This window comes from Solwaraspora sp. WMMA2059 (assembly GCF_027497315.1).
Lineage (GTDB): Bacteria > Actinomycetota > Actinomycetes > Mycobacteriales > Micromonosporaceae > Micromonospora_E.
The window spans coordinates 3,879,404-3,895,488 of sequence record NZ_CP114908.1; the positions used below are offsets into that span (position 1 = coordinate 3,879,404).

Annotated in this window: 14 protein-coding genes; 5 read left to right on the forward strand and 9 right to left on the reverse strand. The window is 73.6% G+C overall.

Annotation, left to right across the window (positions count from 1 at the left end; translation table 11 throughout):
- Positions 1 to 62: 62 nt before the first annotated feature.
- A complete protein-coding gene (locus O7553_RS17675; RefSeq protein ID WP_281550841.1) occupies positions 63 to 629 on the reverse strand; it encodes a flavoprotein in 567 nt (188 codons plus the stop codon).
- 49 nt (positions 630 to 678) lie between these two features.
- Positions 679 to 1,914 carry a helix-turn-helix domain-containing protein gene (locus tag O7553_RS17680; RefSeq protein WP_281550842.1) on the reverse strand — a complete coding sequence of 412 codons (1,236 nt, stop codon included), beginning with the start codon at positions 1,912 to 1,914 and terminating at the stop codon, positions 679 to 681.
- Positions 1,915 to 2,212: 298 nt separating this feature from the next.
- Here O7553_RS17680 and O7553_RS17685 point away from each other — a divergent pair, with 298 nt between their 5' ends.
- Positions 2,213 to 2,959, forward strand: coding sequence for a bifunctional DNA primase/polymerase (locus O7553_RS17685; protein ID WP_281550843.1), 747 nt, complete (start codon positions 2,213 to 2,215; stop codon positions 2,957 to 2,959).
- Positions 2,960 to 3,261: 302 nt separating this feature from the next.
- Positions 3,262 to 3,513: a DUF3040 domain-containing protein gene (locus tag O7553_RS17690; protein ID WP_281550844.1), complete on the forward strand. Its 252-nt coding sequence runs from the start codon at positions 3,262 to 3,264 to the stop codon at positions 3,511 to 3,513.
- A gap of 24 nt (positions 3,514 to 3,537) precedes the next feature.
- Here O7553_RS17690 and O7553_RS17695 read toward each other — a convergent pair whose 3' ends face one another.
- The 5 genes from O7553_RS17695 to O7553_RS17715 all read right to left on the reverse strand — a co-directional run bounded on the left by O7553_RS17695 (position 3,538) and on the right by O7553_RS17715 (position 11,711).
- The gene (locus O7553_RS17695; RefSeq protein WP_281550845.1) at positions 3,538 to 4,518 is read right to left on the reverse strand and encodes an SWIM zinc finger family protein; all 981 of its coding nucleotides are present in this window, start codon (positions 4,516 to 4,518) and stop codon (positions 3,538 to 3,540) included.
- The gene (locus O7553_RS17700; protein WP_281550846.1) at positions 4,515 to 7,700 is read right to left on the reverse strand and encodes a DEAD/DEAH box helicase; all 3,186 of its coding nucleotides are present in this window, start codon (positions 7,698 to 7,700) and stop codon (positions 4,515 to 4,517) included. Before O7553_RS17700 ends, O7553_RS17695 begins: the two co-directional genes overlap by 4 nt.
- 79 nt (positions 7,701 to 7,779) lie before the next feature.
- Positions 7,780 to 9,558, reverse strand: coding sequence for an ABC transporter ATP-binding protein (locus O7553_RS17705; RefSeq protein ID WP_281550847.1), 1,779 nt, complete (start codon positions 9,556 to 9,558; stop codon positions 7,780 to 7,782).
- Positions 9,555 to 11,243: an ABC transporter ATP-binding protein gene (locus tag O7553_RS17710; RefSeq protein ID WP_281555649.1), complete on the reverse strand. Its 1,689-nt coding sequence runs from the start codon at positions 11,241 to 11,243 to the stop codon at positions 9,555 to 9,557. Before O7553_RS17710 ends, O7553_RS17705 begins: the two co-directional genes overlap by 4 nt.
- 327 nt (positions 11,244 to 11,570) lie before the next feature.
- The gene (locus O7553_RS17715) at positions 11,571 to 11,711 is read right to left on the reverse strand and encodes a hypothetical protein (protein WP_281550848.1); all 141 of its coding nucleotides are present in this window, start codon (positions 11,709 to 11,711) and stop codon (positions 11,571 to 11,573) included.
- Between O7553_RS17715 and O7553_RS17720 the strand changes: the two genes are divergently transcribed.
- The 3 genes from O7553_RS17720 to O7553_RS17730 all read left to right on the forward strand — a co-directional run bounded on the left by O7553_RS17720 (position 11,644) and on the right by O7553_RS17730 (position 13,944).
- On the forward strand, positions 11,644 to 12,015 hold the full coding sequence (locus O7553_RS17720) for a DUF6403 family protein (RefSeq protein WP_281555650.1): 372 nt from the start codon (positions 11,644 to 11,646) through the stop codon (positions 12,013 to 12,015). The two genes, O7553_RS17715 and O7553_RS17720, sit on opposite strands and share 68 nt — an antisense overlap.
- A 4-nt stretch (positions 12,016 to 12,019) precedes the next feature.
- Positions 12,020 to 12,670: an acVLRF1 family peptidyl-tRNA hydrolase gene (locus tag O7553_RS17725; RefSeq protein ID WP_281550849.1), complete on the forward strand. Its 651-nt coding sequence runs from the start codon at positions 12,020 to 12,022 to the stop codon at positions 12,668 to 12,670.
- 176 nt (positions 12,671 to 12,846) lie between these two features.
- Entirely contained in the window at positions 12,847 to 13,944 is a 1,098-nt protein-coding gene (locus O7553_RS17730; RefSeq protein WP_281550850.1) for a prenyltransferase, read from the forward strand.
- Here the strand turns inward: O7553_RS17730 and O7553_RS17735 are convergent, their stop codons facing one another.
- Together O7553_RS17735 and O7553_RS17740 are read right to left on the reverse strand one after the other, a co-directional pair.
- Positions 13,945 to 14,229 (reverse strand): hypothetical protein, encoded by a 285-nt coding sequence (locus O7553_RS17735; protein WP_281550851.1) that lies wholly within the window; start codon positions 14,227 to 14,229, stop codon positions 13,945 to 13,947.
- Positions 14,230 to 14,258: 29 nt separating this feature from the next.
- Positions 14,259 to 16,079, reverse strand: coding sequence for a hypothetical protein (locus O7553_RS17740; protein ID WP_281550852.1), 1,821 nt, complete (start codon positions 16,077 to 16,079; stop codon positions 14,259 to 14,261).
- Positions 16,080 to 16,085: the final 6 nt, after the last annotated feature.

A 16,085-nucleotide genomic window follows, 5' to 3' on the forward strand; every position in this document is an offset into this window, starting at 1 on the left:
AGGTACGGCGGCGTCCGTTCGTCTGTGGGGCATCGCGCCCGTCGGGCGCTGCGGCGTCCCGGTCAGCCGTGGGTGGTGCCGGCGGACAGCTGCTCGTCGAGGGCGTCGAGGGTGAGGTGCCAGGGGATCCGGTCGATGATCTGGTTCCCCTCACCGGGCGGCTGTAACGGCAGCACGTCGTCGCCGAGCAGCACCTGCACCCCCCAGCCGCGCAGCCGGGCGACGCTCTCCTGGAACGCCGGGTGCCCGGCGAGCGCGGTGTTGGTGAACGGCAGCGTGACGATCGGCAGACCCTTGCCCTGTGCTTCGACGACCAGTCCGAGGGCGAGGGTGTCGGTGATCCCGGCGGCCCACTTGTTGATCGTGTTGGCGGTGGCGGGGGCGACGATCATCGCGTCGGCGGGGGGTAGCACGTCCGGGTCGCCGGGGTTCTTGTAGTCGACCCGCACCGGGTGGCCGGTCTGTGCGGCCAGCGCCGGCAGGTCGACGAACTTGCGCCCGTCCGGGGTGACCACCACGCACACCGACCAGCCGCGTCGTCGGGCCAGCGTGACCAGCCTCCCGACATGTCGGGAGGCTGGGCTGCCGCAGGCGATCACGTAGAGGGTCCGGGCACCGGCCGGGGTCACACCGTCACCTCTCCGTCGATGGGTACACGTCCGTTGCGCGGGTGTCGGGTCACACGCCGACCCCCATGTGTTCGGCGAGTTCGGCGACCGGCGCCGAGGGCGTACCCCGGGTGCGGCGCAGCACGTCGGCCATGACGGCGTGGGCCACTGGCCGGCAGCGGATCTCCGCCGGGGCGAGCCGGTCGCCCTCCAGCAGCATCTCGGTGGCCTTTTCCAGCTCGCCGGACTGAGCGTAGCCGCGGGCAATGTCGAGCAGGTGGTGCGCCCGCCGTTCCGGCAGCAGGGCGCTGAAGCCCGGATCTTCCATTATCGCCTGGTGGGTCTCGACCGCTGCCCGGCCCTCGCCGAGCTCCACGGCGGCCGCCGCCCGGTGCAGTTGCACGTTGGTCGGGCCGAAGCAGGTCCAGTAGTGGTTGCGGTTCTCGCCGAGCGCCCGCGCCGCGTCGTCGGCGCCGTTGACCAGGTCCCGGACGGTGGCGCTGTCGCCGAGCCGAGCGGCGGCCATCGCGCCCTGCAGCAGCAGCAGGCCGTAGACGGACAGCTGCTCCGGGGTGCTGCTGCGGCTGTCCGCCGGGGCGAGCCCGTTGGCGATGTTCACGTTCACCTCCAGGGCCGCTCGGGACCGGCCGAGGGCCAGCAGTGCGTTGCCGACCCGGCAGGTCGCCACCCCGGTCAGCAGCCGGTCACCGGCCCGGTGCGACACCGCGATCGACCGGTCGGCGGCCAGCCAGGCGAGGTCGTACTCGCCGAGCTTGCGCAGCGTGGACGAGGCGATCTGGTAGAGCTGGCCGAGCAGACTCGCCGCCTGCTGCGCGTTGTCGTCGTCACCGGTGTAGTGGGCGTCGGCGGCCTGCGCGTCGCGCAGCAGCCGGGGCAGCGCCCGGGCCAGCACCCCGTACTTGGCGTGCTGGAAGGTCAGCCAGGCATGGTTGGTGGCCTTGTGCATCTCGGCGAGCTGCGGCGCGTCGTTCGCGGGTCGGAACAGAGTGCTGATCGAGTCGTAGCGTTCCAGTGCGGCCCGGATCTCCTCCACCTCCACCTGGTCGATGCAGGTGACGCTCTCCGGCCGCCGCTCCGGGTCCTTGCCGAGCAGCAGTTGCGCGTCGAGCTGTAGCACGTCGGCGATCTCGTGGATCACCGAGAACTTGTCCAGCCGGCGCACCCCCCGTTCGACCTTGTCCACCCAGCTCTTGGATTTTCCGAGCCGATCGGCGAACACCTGTTGGGACATTCTGCGCCGGCCACGCCAGTAGGCGACCCGCCGACCGATGGGTAACTCTTCCACGCTCATGTTCCCCCTCGCGGTGCCGGGCACTTCGGAGCCGGCAAATGTGCTGGTCGATGCGGCATCCCCCCGGACACCGGGACCACTGACCGTGCTCATCGCACAGGCAGTGCGTTAGGTCCATCACAGATGGTCGTAGTTTTCGATGCAAGTTGCAAAGGGTTGGCAGCCGAAAAGTTCCGGCGTGTCGCCGCGGCGTCCCCCGCCCGGGCACGCCGGATCCGGCTGCCCTCACCCGACCGGTCGGACCCGACGAGTGGTCCGGGCGGCACCCAGATGCCTTGGAGGAATGTCGATCATGCGGTGGACGGTCCAACCGCCTTTCGTCCGCCTGCGGCTCCGCCGCGGCGCGCTGCGCTACGCCAGACACGGCTGGCCGGTGACGCCAGGGGCGTACCTGCACCAGGGGCGCTTCCGGTGTGACCGCCCCGGCTGTCCCACCACGGGCTGCCACCCGGCGTTGCAGCACTGGGAGCGGGACGCCAGTGATCAGCGCGACCGGGTCGGCTCGTGGTGGCGTCAGCAGCCGCACACCGTCCTGCTGGCCACCGGACACGCGTTCGACGTGCTCGACGTGCCGGCCCGGCTCGGCCTGCGGACGCTGTGCACGCTGCGGCTGCGCGGCGGAGCGGCGGCACCCGGCCGGGGCCAGCTGCGCGGCCCGGTCGCGGTCACCCCGACCGGGCGGTGGATGTTCCTGGTTCGCCCGGGTGACGCGCTGCGCCCGGAGCTGGCCGATTCGCTGGACGTCATCCAGCACGGGCCGGGCTCCTGGATTCCCGCCCCGCCGACGGTGCTGCCGCAGGGGCCGGTCCGCTGGGCGGTCGATCCGGACGAGGTCGGCTGGCGGCTACCGGACTCGTACGCCGTACAACGGATCATCGTCGACTCCCGGGAACACGCCGCCGCGCCACCCAGGCTGCCGCAGCCCCGCAGCGCGCCGGTCGGGCCGCTGCCGGGTGCCGTGCCGCTCACCGTCCCGGTCGTCCCGGCGGCGACGGTCTTCGTCCCCCGGCAGACGTCCACCCTGCGCCGGGCGTTGTGACCTTCCCAGTGGTCACCTGCGGGTGACTCCGCCTACCCGGGTGCTCACCCGGGTAGGCGGATCTTCCCGGCTGCCGCCGGCCCGGGACCTCACGGTCCCGGGCCGGCGGCCGTCCTGTTTGCCGGTTGAGGCGCAAGCTGCGGGACCGGGCTGCGTGAGCGGCGGGCGATTGGGTAATGCCCCGATGGCCGTTCGGTACGCATCGTTCGGTACGCATCGTTCGGTAGGCACAGCGCGTGCCGCACCACGCCACCAAAGCCACCACGCCACGGCCGTCGGGACGTTCGGAGGGAAGGCACGCCATGCTCAGCAGGGAGGATCAACGCCGGTTCGACCAGATCGCCCGCCATCTGCGGACGACCGATCCGGACTTCGTCGCCCGCCTGGGCGATCAGGCCGCCAACCGGCGGAACCGGGCGGCGATCATCGCCAGTGTGCTGCTCTGGGCGGTGGTGCCGCTGCTCGCCCTGTTCGGCGGCTGGATCGCCGCGTCGATCTGCACGGTGGCGCTCACCGCCGCGGGAGTCCTCGCGCTGCGGGCCCGCCGCTGGTAGCCCCGACCGCAGCGGCAGCCCACGTCAGTCGTCGGCCGGCGCGGGTTCGGCGAACCGCCGGTAGGCCCGGCCCAGCACTGTCGCCAGGCCCGGGCCGCCGATCACCGGTGACGGCGCCCCGAGCTGGCGCAGCAGCAGGTCGGCACGGGCCGACAGGACCGGCTCGCGGTCCGGCAGCGGCACCGGCGCCCGCCAGAATCCGGCGTCCGACGCGGCGACGGGTTCGGACAGGCCGGCCAGCGCCGGGCCGGCACCGACCCGGGACGTCACCGGCGGCGTGTCGGAGTCGGTGGACGGCGAGCCAGTCTCGACGAAGGGCGCACCGGCGGACGCCGCACCGTCGACGGACGGCGCACCGTCGACGGACGGCGCACCGTCGACGGACGGCGCACCGTCGACGGACGGCGCACCGTCACCACCGCCCCGGGCGAGCCGCAGCTGACGCAGCAGGGCGGCCCGGTCCCGTCCCCGCCAGTGCAGGATCTGGAACGGGTCGGTGTCGAACTCCTCGGCCAGCAGATAGCAGGTGGCGGCCAGGTGCTTGCACGGCACCGCCGCGTCCGGGCAGCTGCAGCTCATCGCCAACTCGTCGACGCCGGCCGGGAACAGTGGTGCCCCGGCGGCGACGAACACCTCCTCCAGCTCCGGCGGCAGGTCGCCGGCGAGCAGCCGGGCACTATACAGCGCCTGGCCGGCCAAGGTGTTCTCGATCCGCCGCCACACCGCGTCACCGTAGCGCCGCAGCTCGATCCGCGCCTGGTACGGCCGGGGCCGGGATCCCTGCACCTGGGCGCTCACCACGCCAGGTGCCACGGTCAGGGCGAGCACCTGCCCGGCCCGGGCGTAGGAGCGGCCCCGGGTGAGCCGGGTGCCCAACGCGAACGACTCCAGCACGTCGACGAAGCGGCGCGACCACCAGGACTGTCCGATCGCGCCCCGGGTGCTGCGGGCGCGCAGCCCGCCGTCGACCCGCCGGGGCCGGCCGTAGTCCTCGAACCGGCTCATTCGACCACCGCCCCGGCCTCCAACGTGAACAGCTCCCGCAGCTGCGCGGTGGACAGCTCGGTCAGCCACTGCTCACCGCTGCCGACGACGGTCGCGGCGAGGCCACGCTTGTCCGTCACCATCGCCGCGATCTTCTCCTCCACGGTGCCGGCGCAGACGAACTTACGGACCTGCACCGCCCGCCGCTGCCCGATCCGGAACGCCCGGTCGGTGGCCTGGTCCTCCACCGCCGGGTTCCACCACCGGTCCACGTGCACCACGTGGTTGGCGGCGGTCAGGGTCAGCCCGGTGCCGCCGGCCTTCAACGACAGGACGAACAGCGGCGGCCCGGCCCGACCACCGCCGCCGTCGGCATGGCCGGCCTGGAACCGGGCGACCAGGTCGTCACGGTCCGCCTTGGCCAGACCGCCGTGCAGGAACAGCACCTCCCGACCTGTGTACGCCGACAGGTACCCGCGCAGCATCGCGCCGAACTCGGCGTACTGGGTGAACAGCAGCGCCTTCTCCCCCGCCGCCAGCACCTCGTCGAGGATCCCGGTGAGCCGGGCGAGTTTGCCGGAGCGGCCGGGCAGGTGCGAGCCGTCGCGCAGGAACTGCGCCGGATGGTTGCAGATCTGCTTGAGCTTGGTCATGGTGGCCAGCACCAGGCCGCGCCGCTCGACGCCGTCGCTGGACTCGATCCGCCCCATCATGTCGTCGACCACCGCCTGGTAGAGCGACGCCTGTTCGGCGGTGAGGTGGCACAGCACCTCCATCTCCAGCTTCGCCGGCAGGTCAGAGATGATCGAGGTGTCGGTCTTGAGCCGGCGCAGCACGAACGGGCCGGTGATCCGGCGCAGCCGCTGCGCGGCCTCGGCGTCGCCGTGGCGTTCCACCGGTTCGGCGTACCGGCGGCGGAACGTGGCCGCGCCGCCGAGCAGGCCCGGATTAGCGAACTCCATGATCGACCACAGGTCGGCGAGGCGGTTCTCCACCGGTGTACCGGTGATCGCGACCCGGTGCCGGGCGGGCAGTGACCGGATCGCGACGGCCTGGCGGGTCGCCGCGTTCTTGATCGCCTGGGCCTCGTCGACCATGATCCGGTGCCAGCCGACCCCGGCCAGGTCAACGGCGTCCCGGGCGGCCACCGCGTAGGTGGTGACCACCAGCCGGGCGCCGGTCACCGCAGCGACGAACTCCGGGCCGCGGGGCCGGTCGGTGCCGTGGTGCATGTGCACCGTCAGGTCCGGCACGAACCGGGCCGCCTCCCGCTGCCAGTTGCCGACCAGTGACATCGGACAGACCAGCAGCGTCGGACCGGCGTCGGGTGCGTCGGCGGCGAGCAGGGCGAGCAGCTGTACGGTCTTGCCGAGTCCCATGTCGTCGGCGAGCACCCCGCCGAGTCCCAGCGAATCCAGGAACCGCAGCCAGGCCAGCCCCCGCTGCTGGTACGGACGCAGCCGCCCCCGGAAACCGGCCGGCTCGGCCACCGGGGTGAGCCGGCGCTCCACCTCACCGCTGAGCAGGTCACCGAGCGCCCCGGTGGCGTCGATGCCCAGCACCGGCAGCCCCACGCCGCCGTCGTCGTCGCCGAGGGCGACCCGCAGCAGGTCCATGACGGTCAGCGCACCACCGGAGCGCAGCAGCGCCAACCCGGCAGCGATCCGCTTCGGGTCGACCTCCACCCATTCGCCGCGCACCCGCACCAGCGGTGTCTTGGCCCGGGCCAGATCGCGCAGCTCCTGCTCGGTCAGCGGCTGATCACCGAGGGCCACCTCCCACTCGTAGTCCACCAGGTCGGGCAGGCCGAACCGGCGGTCGACGGCGACAGTGCCCGGCGCGGTCGGGGTTCCCGCCCGCAGCCGGGCACCGAGCCGGGCCGCCGGCCGCTGCCACCAGGAGGGCAGCAGCACGCCGAACCCGGCGGCGTGCAGGGTCGGTGCTCCGTCACGCAGGAACCGGTGCGCACCGGTGACGTCCAGGTCGACGCCGTCGGGGGTGGCGGTACGCAGCGCGTCGTCGATCGCCGGCCAGAGCCGGCTGGCCCGACCCAGCTCGGCCAGCAGCGTCTCCTGCGGGTCGGCGGTGTGCCGGGTCAGCGGTTGGAGCTGCCGGCCGACGCGCCAGATCGCCGCCGCGTCGACCAGCAGGCTCGGCTCGGCGGTGGCCTGCAGTGCGAACTCCAGCCGCCACCCGTCGGCACCGTCGACGAGACCGGCCGACCCGTCGGCGGCCGGCTCCTCAGTGGCGGGGGCGGGTTCGCGCAGCCGGAACAGGGCCCGCACTGGACCGCCGGCCGCGTCCCGCTGCCAGTGCTCCAGCTCGGCGGCGAGGGTGTCGAGCGCCGCGACCGGGGCGGTGAAGTCCCGCCGGGGCCCGGTCAACGCGGTCAGCCAGGCGTCGCGGGCGGCCAACGGCCCGGACCGGGCCCGGCCCTCGGCCAGCCGTACGCCGTGCAGCGCGGCACGGGCGGCGGCGTCGGTCAACGCGTCGAACGCTTCGGCGACGCGCCGGTGTCCGGTGCCGGGCGCCCCGGCGGCCAGGGCCGCCGCCGGGGTGGCCAGCGTCAGCGACCGGGCCCACCGCTGGTCGGCACCGGTCAGCAGCGGCAGCCAGCAGGCGGTGGCCGACCCGGGTGCCGGGCCGGGCCGGACGGCGGGCAGCACCCGGCCCCGGGCGACCAGTTCGGCGGCGAACCCGGCGAGCAGCGCCAGGTGGCGTACCCCGGCACCGATCACCAGCCCGCCCGGCAGACCGTCGGCCGCCGCGACGCCGCCGGGCAGACCGTCGGCCGGTGCGACGTCGGCCGCCGGATCGACGTCGTGCAGGGTGCAGAGCACCGACAACGCCTCGTCGGCGTCGAACTCCAAGGTGGACACCAGCCAGTCGGCGTGGCCGCCGTCGCGGGCCAGCCCGGTGGTCGGCGCGTCGGACTGGGTACGGACCAGCTCCGGTGACTCGACCGGAGCACCGGCGACGGTCGGCAGCCGGACCGCCGTACTGCCGGTGGCCGCCTTGACCGCCACCGGCCCGAGCAGTGGGCTCAGCGCGGCGACCAGGGCCTCGTGTCCGGCGGCGAACGGGTGCGGTCGGCGGCGCGGCGGTCGCCCCGGCCGCCGGGGCGGCGCCGACGGTAACGTCGAGTCCTCGGCCCAGACGGCGAGCCGACCGTCGGGGCCGAGCAGCCCCTGCACCACCAGCACAGCCACTCCTTCGCCGTCGGCACCTGCGCCGATGGTACGGGTGGTCCGACTGGTGCGGCCGACGCCACGGCCGAGGTGGTCAGCCGTGCCAGGAGCGCCACAGGGCAGCGTACGCGCCGTCGGCGGCGATCAACTCGTCGTGGCTGCCCTGCTCGGTGATCCGGCCCTGGTCCAGTACCGCCACCCGGTCTGCGTCGTGGGCCGAGTTCAGCCGGTGTGCGATGGCAATGACGGTCCGCCCGGCCAGTACCGCCGCCAACGCCTGCTCGGTCCGGCGGGCGGTGGTCGGGTCCAGGGCCGCGGTCGCCTCGTCCAGGATCAGGATGTCCGGATCGGCGAGCACCAGCCTGGCGAGCGCCACCTGCTGGGCGTACGCGGCCGGCAGGTCGAGCGCGCCGTCGCCGAGCAAGGTGTCCAGGTCGGCGGGCAGGTCGGCGTACCAGTCGGCACCGACGGTGACCAACGCGGAGCGCAACGTCTCGTCGGACGCCTCGGGGGCGGCGAACCGCAGGTTGTCGCGCAGCGTACCGATGAAGACGTGGTGTTCCTGGGTGACCAGGGCGATCCGGCGACGCCGCTGCGCCGGGTCGAGGTCGATGACCGGGCAGCCGCCGAGGAGCACCGCGCCGTCGCGGGGCACCTCGATGCCGGCGACCAGCCGGGCCAGGGTGGACTTGCCTGCCCCGGACGGGCCGACGATCGCCAGCCGCTGCCCGGCGGCCACCGTCAGGTCGATGCCGCACAGCACGTCGACGCCGCCGCCGTAGCCGAAGGTCAGACCGGTCACCCGCACCTCACGGCCGGTCGGCGTCGCACCCCGGCCGCGCGGCTCCGGCGGCACCTGCCCGACGCCGAGCACCCGGGCGTACGACGCCAGCCCGCGCTGGGCCTGTTCGATCCACTGCAGGATGGTGTCCATCGGGTCGACGGCCTGCTGCAGGTAGAGTGCGGCCGCGACCACCGCCCCGAGGGTGACGGCGTCCCGGTGCAGCAGCAGCCCGCCGACCAGCAACGCGGCGCCGACCGGCAACGCGACGCTGGCCTCGGCCACCGGGAAGTACACCGAACGCAGGGCGAGGGTGGCCCGCCGGGCAGCCCACAGGTCGGCGATCCGCGCGCGGCCCGCGCGGATCCGTTCGTCGCCCAGCCGCAGCGCCTCCACGGTACGGGCGCCGTCGGCAGTGGTGGTCAACGTGTCGGTCAACGCGGCCATCGCCGCGCCCTCGGTCAGGTAGGCCGGCCGGGCCCGACGCAGATACCACCGGGTCACCGCCAGGATCGACGGCAGTCCGATCAGGCCGGCCAGGCCCAGCAGCGGATGCAGCCAGAACACCGCGCCGAAGAGCAGGCCCAGCTGTGCGGTGGCGATCACCACCACCGGCACCACATCGCGGACCATCGTGCCGACCGTGGCGACGTCGCTGGAGCTGCGGGTGGCGAGGTCGCCGGTGCCGGCCCGTTCCACCACCGACACCGGTAGCCCGAGGACGCGGTGCACGAAGTCCTCGCGGAGCCGGGCGACCGCCCGTTCACCGAAGCGCAGCCCGACGTACCGGGCGAAGCGGGTGAGCAGCCCTTGCAGCAGGACGAAGCCGACCAGTGCCGCCGCCAGCCGGTCGACCGCGGCCACCGACGCGCCGACGGTGACCACGTCGACGATCCGGCCGAGCAGCCACGGCCCGGCCAGACCGGCCAGGGCCGCGCCGACGTGCAGCACCAGGATGCCGGCGACCACCCAGCGTTGCTGGCCGAGCAGGTCACCGGTCGCCCGCCGGACGGCACCCGGATCGGCCACCGGCAGTCGACCGGCCGACGGCCCGGTGGTGGCCGGCGCGCCCGCTGGCCCGGAGGCGGTCACGGTTGCCCCGCCCCGGGCGACGACCCGCCGGCCGGGCCTGCGACGTCAGCCAGCTCGCCGCCCCGGGCGACCAGCGCCCGGTAGCCCGGGTCGCCGGCCAGCAGGTCGGCGTGGCTACCGGTCCCGACGACCCGACCGCCCCGCAGGTACGTCACCGTGTCGGTGGCCGCGAGCAGCAGCGGGGACGTGGTGATCAGCACCGTGGTCCGGCCGGCCCGCGCGGTGCGCAGACGGTCGGCGACCCGCGCCTCGGTGTGTGCGTCGACCGCCGAGGTCGGCTCGATCAGGATCAGCATCTCCGGCTCCACCAGCAACGCCCGGGCCAGCCGGACCCGCTGCCGCTGACCGCCGGAGAGGGTACGGGCGCGGCTGCCGATCTGCGTCGCCAGTCCGTCCGGCAGCGACGTCACGACGTCGTCGGCGGACGCGACCCGGAGCGCCGCCCGCACCTGTCGGTCACCGGCCGCGTCCGGCTCGCCGGCCCGCGCACCCTGCAGGATCTGCCGCAGCGTGCCGGCGAACAGGTACGCGTCGTGGTCGGCGACCAGGATCCGGGCCCGCACCTCGTCGAGTGCGACCGCGCCCAGCGGCACCGCGCCCCAGGTCACCCCGGACCGGCGGAACCGGCCCAGCCGGTCGGCCAGGGCCTGCCCGTCGCCCGGGTCGTCGGTCGCCACCCCGATGATCCGGCCGGCCGGCACGGTGAATCCGCTGTCGGGGTCGTGCAGGTCGGCCGGCTGCGGCGGAGCGGCGGAGGTGTGCCGCGCCGGCAGGTTGGTCACCGGGTCGGGGGTGAGCCGCAGCAGGGCCACGATCCGGCGGGCCGCGACCCGGCCCCGGATGAACTGGTAGCTGCCCTCCTGCAGGAACCAGACCGGGACGGTCAGCGCGGCCACGTACCCGTAGACGGCGACCAGCTCCCCGATGGTGATCTCGTCGGCGACCGCCATCCGGGCGGAGAGCCACACCACGGCGGCGAGGAACAGCCCGGGGACGGTGACGGTGAGCGCCTCGATCCAGCTGTTCACCGCCGCGACCCGGTAGCCGTGCCCACGCAGCCGCTGTGAGTGGGCCACGTAGCGGTCGGCGAACAGGGACCGACCGCCGACCCCGGCCAGCACCCGCAGCCCGGCGACGATGTCACCGGCACGGGCGGTGAGCTGGCCCTGTTCCCGCCGATAGGTCTGCTCGGCCCGGTCCAACCGGCGCAGCAGCGGGCCGAGCAGCGCCGCGACCACCGGCACGCCGATCAGGATGACCGCTGCGAGCACCGGCGAGACCGTCCAGAGCAGGACCGCGACCACCAGGTACGCCAGCACCGCGCCGACGCCCGGCCCGGTCAGGGTGAGCACGTGCGAGGTGTGGGTGATGTCGGTGCCGCCGACGGTGGCCACCTCGCCGGTGGCGAGCCGGCTGGGCAGGACCGCGCCGATGCGCGCCAGCTGCCGCGACAGCACCCCGGCGGACCGGGCGGTGGCGTCCTCGCGGATGTAGGTCATCGTGCGGTGCCGAAACACACCGACCACGGAGATCAGCACCCCGGCGGCCAGGACGGCACCGACCCACCATGCCAGTACGGCCCACCGGCCGGGGCGCAGTCCGTCGTCGATCGCCCGGGCCACCAGGTACGGCCGGCCGGCCAGACCGACCATCCAGACCGTACTGAGTAGGGCACCGCGCAGCACCCGCCACGGTTGGCGACACACCAGCCACCACAGGTAGCGCACCGGCCCCCGGATCTCGGGACTACCCGGATCGGGGTGGGGGATCAACGGCGGCACCCGCCCAGGCTAAAACGTCCCAACTCGCGCCGCCGACGCATTTTCCCCCATCTGCCGGCTGTGTCGTCGGTCACCGGCACCGCTGAGCTGGGCCGCGCCGCGACCGGGCAGCTGGCACCGGTCGGGCAGGATCGCGGCAGTCCGACGATTCGATCATGGGGGTGGGCCGACCATGGGATGGTCCTGGCTGGTGTGGCCGGTCGGGCTGCCGTGCTGATGGCCGCCGGATACTCACGGCGACGCTGCCCCGACGTCGGGCGCCCAGCGCGCCCGGCGCGTCTGCTGGTCGACGGCGAGATCCGCGATCGACGCGGCCACGGTCAGCCGCGACGCAGCGCCCCGGCCGGTCGCCGAGGCGGAGCAGCTGCTCACCCGGGCGCAGAACCTCGCCGCCGCCGTGCTCGGCCAGCAGATCATCGACCTGCACCGCCGGTGCGCGCGGGCGCAACGAGGCGCGGCCGGCGGCAACCAAGACGCGGTCGGTGGCACCGGGGAGCGAGGTGACTTCGTCCGGCGGTACCGTCGACTCACCATGGACTACACCGACCTGCTTGCCGACATCGTCGCCGCCGACCGGGCCGACCGGCCGGACGTCGACCGGCTCACCGAGCGGCTGGAGCAGTTGATCGGACGTGGCCGCGAGCTGGCCGACTCGCTCGCCGTACCGGGGAACTGAGCGGATGCGCGGAGCGCGGCCGGCGGCCGGCGGCGGCCGGTGGGTGGAGATCTCCCCGGAGCGTCTGCGGGGCTGGCTGGACGGCTTCTACGGCCGGCACGACGGCGCCGCCGAGGACAGCCTGACCCTGACCGGGGCCAGCAACGGCGACACGGCGACCCTGCACCCGCCGCCCGGCTTCGACGGGATCAACGACGTCGACGGTCTGCTCACCGCACTGATCCGGCCGCCGCGCATCGGCCTGCTGCTGGCCCGCAAGGGTGCGGTGGCGGCCGGTGTCGTCGACGGCACCGCCGTCGTCGTGTCCAAGGTGGAGCGGCACTATGTGCAGGGACGCACCGCCGCCGGCGGGCAATCACAGCAGCGGTACGCCCGGCGGCGCGACAACCAGGCGACGGCGGCGGCCAACCGGGCCGCCGACGTCGTGGCCCGGGTGCTGCTGCCGTACGGCACCGCCGACGCCGAGGAGCCGATCGGCGCACTGGTCTGCGGCGGCGACCGGTTGATGGTCGACGCGGTCCTCGCCGACCGGCGGCTGGCACCGTTGCTGCCGCTGCGCCACCCGCACCTGCTGGACTGCCCCGAGCCACGGCTCGCCGTACTGCAGGACGCCGCAGTCGCCGCCCGCCGAGTCCGCATCCACCTGGTGCCGTAAGCCGGACGCCGCCCGCTCGTCGCCCACAATGGCCGTTGCGCCGAACGTACCTCGCCGACCGCCACGTCGGGCGGCAACCTGGGACATTTACCAGGGTCTACATCCATTGGTCCCGTCCGGTAACACTTTTCCACCAGGATCGGGTGACGACCCGACTACAGAAGGCGTGCCCGACGATGACTGTGACGAGCCGACCGACCACCGACCCGCCGGTCGGGGAACGCGCCGACCAGACCGGCCGGACCGACTGGCACGGGTTCATCCGGCTGGCCCGGCTGCGCTTCCTGCTCTACAACCTGCTCCCGGTGGGGCTCGCGGTGGCGGTCTCGGTGCACCAGGGCTATCCGCTGCACCTCGGCTGGTACGTCCTGGCGCAACTGTTCGCCTGGACGGTCCACCTGATGACGCACTACTGCAACGAGTACTTCGACCTCGCGGCCGACCGGGCCAACGTCTACTTCACCCCGTGGACCGGCGGCAGCCGGGCACTCGTCGACGGGCTGGTGCCACCGGTGGTGGCGTTGGGCACCGCATTCGTCCTGGCCGCCGTGGCACAGTTGATGATCGTCGCGATGCCGGACTGGCCGACCCGGTTGGCCGCCACCGCCGCCGTCGTGCTGGCCTGGTTCTACACCGCGCCGCCCGGCCGGTTCAACTACCGCGGCCTGGGTGAGGTGACCGTCGCGGCGATCCTCAACGGGCTGTGGCCGATTGTCGCTGTGCTGCTGCAGACCGGCACCGTGCCGGTCCTGCTGCTGGTGGTCCTCGCTCCGACCGCGCTGCTGCAGACCGTACGGATGATGGTGATGAACCTCGGCGACCGCCGCTCCGACAAGCAGGTCGGCAAGCGCACGATCCCGGTCATCATCGGCTACGGCCGGGCGGTACGCGTCATCGTCACCGCCCAACCGGTCGCCTACGCCGCGCTGACCGGCTCCGCCCTCGCCGGCTGGGTACCCTGGCTGGTCTGGGCACCGATGACGGCGACCGCGGCGATCTCCGGCTGGCTGGTGCTGCGGCTGTGCCGGGGCGACATGCGCGACCTCGACCCGCGACGGATGACCCCGGTGGTCTTCTGGGCCTCCAACCACGTCTCGCTGATCGTCGGCGCGGCGATGCTCGGCGTCCTGCTCGACGCGGCCCGCACCGGCGCCGACGGCGGCGCGCTCACCCTGCTCGGCGCGGTCCTCGCCGGATACGTGGGCCTGTTCGCCCACCGGCTGTGGCTGGTCGGGCGGACCCGCCCGACCAGCGCCCCGGCCGACCGCCGCTGATCACAGCGGCTGGGGCACCAGCCGGTCCGGCACCGCCCCCGGGGCCGTGCCGGTGCCGGCGGTGGCCGCCGGGGTGCCGACCGCGTCCGTCGCGGTGCCGGCGGCGACCGGCCCGGCCGACGGCCCGACAGCCAGCAACTCGTTGAGCACCTGGATGGCACCGGTGATCCGCAGCAGGGTCTGCTGGATGTCGGCCCGCCGGGCCTCCACCTCGGCGAGCATCTGCTGACCGGCCCGCAACTCGGCCTCCAGCTCGGCGACCCGCTGCTCCACTTGCTCCCGCATACCTGATCCGTCCCGTCGTGGGTCGTCTGTCACTGGTCGGAGATTTCGAACTGCCAGAAGGTCTTCGTGTGCGAGGCGACCGGCTGCCCCGGGATCCAGGTGAGGGCGTACCGGTACGGGCTGTCGCCACGCTTCTGGCCACTGTCCCAGATGTAGCTGTCGTAGTAGGTGTTGCGCAGCTTGCAGACCAGCTCGTTGTCAGCCAGCTTCCTCAGGATCCTCAGCTCACGCTCACCGACGACGACGTCACCGATACGCACCGTCTGCGCGGTCACCTGCCCGGCGTGGATGCTACGGGGCTCGCCGTCAGCGGCCCGGAAGTGAAAACCGGCCGGGTCCACTTCGAGCTGGTACGCGTACCGGCCGCCGTGGTGGAACCGGATGGCGAGCGTCGTGGGCGACACGGTCGGCGGGGTCGTGTCGGCCTGCTGCAACTCCAGGAAGACGAGCTTCCGTCCCGGCTGGACCTCGCCCGCCTCCCGGCGCAACAGCAGATGCCGGTGCTCGGCCCGGACCGCCAGCTGATGCCCGGCGACGGCGACGGTGCCGACCCCGATCTGGCCGGCCGTGTTGATGTTGAGTCGGGCAGCCTGGTTGGTGACCAGCGTCAACGCGCTCGCCGTCCCGGTCCCCACGATCATCCCCGCCGGCGCACCGAACATCCCCGCGTCGTGCGCCATCGCCCAACCGTCCACCTTCGCCGTACGTACCGACAGCTTGGTGCTCCCGGTACCGACCACATCGACCACCCGCCCCCAACCGAATGCGCCCGACAGATCGGCGGTACCGATGCCGACGTGCCCGGCGGCGTTGATACTCAGCCGGGCGGCCTGACCGGTGACGAGGGTCAGCGGGCTGCCGGTCGCGGTGCCGACGACCATCCCCGGCGGCGCACCGAACACGCCCCCGTCGTGCGCCGTCACCCGACCGTCCACGTTCGCCGTACGTACCGACAGCCTGGTGCTCCCGGTACCGACCACATCGACCACCCGCCCCCAACCGGCGGTGTCCCGCGGGTCGGCGGTGCCCACGCCGACATGTCCGTCGGTGCCGATGAAGAGCCTGGTCGTTCCGTCCGCGTCCGATTCGTGGGTTCGCACGTGCAGGCCGCGTCCGGCCGCTGACCGTCCGTCGTACTCCACGGAGAATCCCTGGTTGGTCGCGCCGGCCCAGAACCGGACCCCGCTGCGGTGCTGGTCGTCGGCGGCGACCCGGAACGTCAGATGCCGGTCCTGGTGATCGAAGTCGCCCACGTCGAGACCGGTGCCGGCGGCGACACCGACACCGATGCCGCCCGTCATCGACAGACTGGACAGCTCGGCGGTGGTGCCGTGCACCGCGACGTCGCCGTTGTCGGCCACCGTGATTCGACCGAGCAGCACCGTCGGCCCGTCCAGATCGGGCTCCGCCTCGGCGGGAGCGACCGCCGTCGTCCCGTTCGGGGCGACCACCACCACCTTCGGACGTTCCTCCCAACGCCGGGCGCCGACACCGCCGTCCCCGGTCTGTCCCACGTCCGTCGCGGACTCCTGGTAGGCCAGGCGTACCTCGACGTTCTGCTGGTTGGCGAATGCCGTACCCAGCGGCAGTTCGGCGGCGGCTGCCAGGACGAGGTGCCGGCCCAGGGCGTCGACCGCCATCCCCGCGGACACCGTGACCCGGAACGGCTCGTCCGCGGCGGCCAGGCCCAGGCCCTCGCTGACGCCGGTGAGCCGCAGCAGCCGGCTCTGCCGACGCTCACGGTCCAGGTGGAACCTCTGCTCGTCGATGAAGTCCTGGTCCTCCAGGAACTGCCCGTCGAAGAAGCGGACACGCTTCGAGACGACGTCAGGTTGGGTGTAGTCCGCCATCGGACC